Genomic DNA, 2633 nt, shown 5'->3' with positions numbered 1-2633 from the left:
TCGACCCCGTACGAGAGTTACGTCTACGCCTACCCGCACAAGACCGCCTACCGACGGCTTCCCGCCCGGCCGGCGCTGACGGAACTGTGGGACGCCGAGCCGAAGAACGCGCTCTCGCTCTACCTGCACATCCCCTTCTGCGAGGTGCGTTGCGGCTTCTGCAACCTGTTCACGCGGGTCGGCGCGCCCGAGGGCCTGACGACGGCGTACCTCGACGCGCTGGAGCGGCAGGCGCGGGCGGTGCGCGCCGCGCTGGGTGGGGCGGAGCCCGTGCGGTACGCGACAGCAGCGTTCGGCGGCGGGACGCCGACGTTCCTGACGGCCGCCGAGCTGGAGCGGCTGTGCGACATCGCCGAGCACCGCATGGGCGCGCGGCTCGGCGCGATACCGCTCTCGGTCGAGACCTCGCCCGCGACCGCGACCCCGGACCGCCTCGCCGTGCTCGCCGCGCGCGGTACGACGCGGCTCAGCATCGGCGTGCAGAGCTTCGACGAGGCGGAGGCGCGCGCGGCGGTGCGGCCGCAGCGCCGCGCGGATGTCGAGGCGGCGCTCGGGCACGCCCGCGCGGCCGGTTTCCCCGTCCTCAACATCGACCTCATCTACGGCATCGACGGGCAGACGGAGGCGAGTTGGCTGCGCTCGCTCGACGCGGCGCTCGCCTGGCGCCCCGAGGAGCTGTACCTGTACCCGCTGTACGTACGCCCCCTCACGGGCCTCGGCCGCCGGGCGTCCGAGGGGCCCGACCCCGAGTGGGACGAGCGGCGCCTGCGACTCTACCGCGCGGGCCGCGACCACCTCCTCGCGCACGGCTACACACAGGGCTCGATGCGTTCCTTCCGGCGTGCCGACGCGCCGGCCGAGGGACCCGAGGACTACGCCTGCCAGACCGACGGCATGACAGGACTCGGCTGCGGCGCCCGCTCCTACACCCGCGAGCTGCACTACTCCTTCGACTACGCGGTGGGCGCGCACGAGGTCCGCGCGCTCGTGGACGCGTACGTGGGCACCGCCGACTTCACGCGGGCCGAGTACGGGAGGGTCATCGACGGCGACGAACGGCGCCGCCGGCACCTGCTCCAGTCGCTCCTCCAGGCGGCCGGACTGGACCGCGCCGAGTACCGCGCGCGCTTCGGCAGCGACCCGGCCGAGGACTTCCCCGCCGAGCTGACCGGCTTCGCGGCGGAGGGCTGGCTGGACGAACGGACGCCGGGCGTCCTGCGCCTGACCCCGGAGGGTCTCGCGCACTCGGACGCGGTCGGGCCGCGCCTGTTCTCCCCGGCGGTACGCGCCGCGATGACCGCGTACGAGGGAAGGTGAGCCCGGCGTGGACCTGACCCTGCTCTACCGGGGCCCGCTCGCCTCCTGCGACTACGACTGCCCGTACTGCCCCTTCGCGAAGCGGCGGGACAGCCGGGAGCGACTGCGCGCCGACCGGGCGGCCTTGGCGAGGTTCGCGGGGTGGGTCGGCGAGCAGCGCGAGGACCGGATATCGGTGCTGTTCACGCCGTGGGGCGAAGGGCTCGTGCGCTCCTGGTACCGCGACACGCTCACCGCGCTCTCGCACCTGCCGCACGTGGCGCGCGTCGCGATCCAGACCAACCTGAGCTGTCGCACCGAGTGGACGTCGGCAGCGGACCCGGACACGCTGGCGCTGTGGTGCACGTACCACCCGGGACAGACACCGTACGACCGTTTTCTCGCCAAGTGCCTTGATCTGGCTGAGCGTTCGGTGCGGTACAGCGTCGGTGTCGTGGGCCTGCCCGAGCACCTGGACGTTGCGCGGCGCCTGCGCGCGGACCTGCCCGGGCACGTCTACCTGTGGGTCAACGCCGCCGAGGGCCGTACGTACACCGACGCCGAGGCCGCCGAGTGGGCCGCGCTCGACCCGCTCTTCCCGTACAGCCGCCACCCGCACCGCAGCGCGGGACTGCCCTGCCGCACCGGCGAGTCCGTGCTGTCCGTGGACGGGGAGGGCACGGTGCGGCGCTGCCACTTCGTGCCGGAACCGCTGGGGAACCTGTACGACGGTTCGTTCCGAGCCGCGCTGCGGCCACGGGCCTGCCCGCTCGCGGCGTGCGACTGCCACATCGGTTACGTGCACCTGGAGACGCTGCCGCTGTACGACGTCTTCGCCGGTGGCGTGCTCGAACGGGTACCCGCCCTCCCGGTGAGGGAGTTGCCGGTCGTGGGGGTGGGGTCCGGGAGGAAGTGACTGTCCGGTCGCCGATCTCCGCTGCTACTGTGCGCCGTCACCTGACCTGTGCAGTTCAAGCCAGCGGGCCCACGTTTCGTCCCGAGGGGGGACCTCCATGACCCAGCCGAAGCCGCCGTCACAGCCACCGTCCGACCGGCCCGGCCAGCCCCCGGCGCCCGCACGCGCCGCCACACCCGGGTCGCAGGACGCGCCGCCCGCCCCGGCGGGCTTCGGCCCGCCCCCGAGCTTCGGCCCACCCCCGGCCACGGCTCCGGCGCCTTCCCCGGCAGGCCGGTCCGGCGCCCCGGTCACCGCCGGCGCAGCGAGCACCGCCCCGTTTCTTTTTTTTTTTTTTTTTTTTTGTTTTTTTTATTTTTTTTTTTTTTTTTTTTTTTGTTTTTTTTTTTTTTTTTGTTTTTTTTTTTTTTTTTTTTTTTTT

At 71.5% G+C, this 2633-nt stretch carries 2 protein-coding genes and 1 pseudogene; all 3 read left to right on the top strand.

The features are described from left to right. On the top strand, window positions 1–1317 hold a 1317-nt coding region (locus SSBG_RS18205; RefSeq protein WP_008747535.1), incomplete at its 5' end, for an STM4012 family radical SAM protein. 7 nt (window positions 1318–1324) lie between these two features. Beyond that, entirely contained in the window at window positions 1325–2212 is an 888-nt protein-coding gene (locus SSBG_RS18200; protein ID WP_008747534.1) for an STM4011 family radical SAM protein, read from the top strand. Between the two features lie 97 nt (window positions 2213–2309). Then, window positions 2310–2633: pseudogene (locus SSBG_RS33310) on the top strand (hypothetical protein); the annotation flags it as partial.

It is taken from the genome of Streptomyces sp. SPB074 (assembly GCF_000154905.1).
Lineage (GTDB): Bacteria > Actinomycetota > Actinomycetes > Streptomycetales > Streptomycetaceae > Streptomyces.
This window is presented reverse-complemented; position numbering and strand designations above follow the sequence as displayed.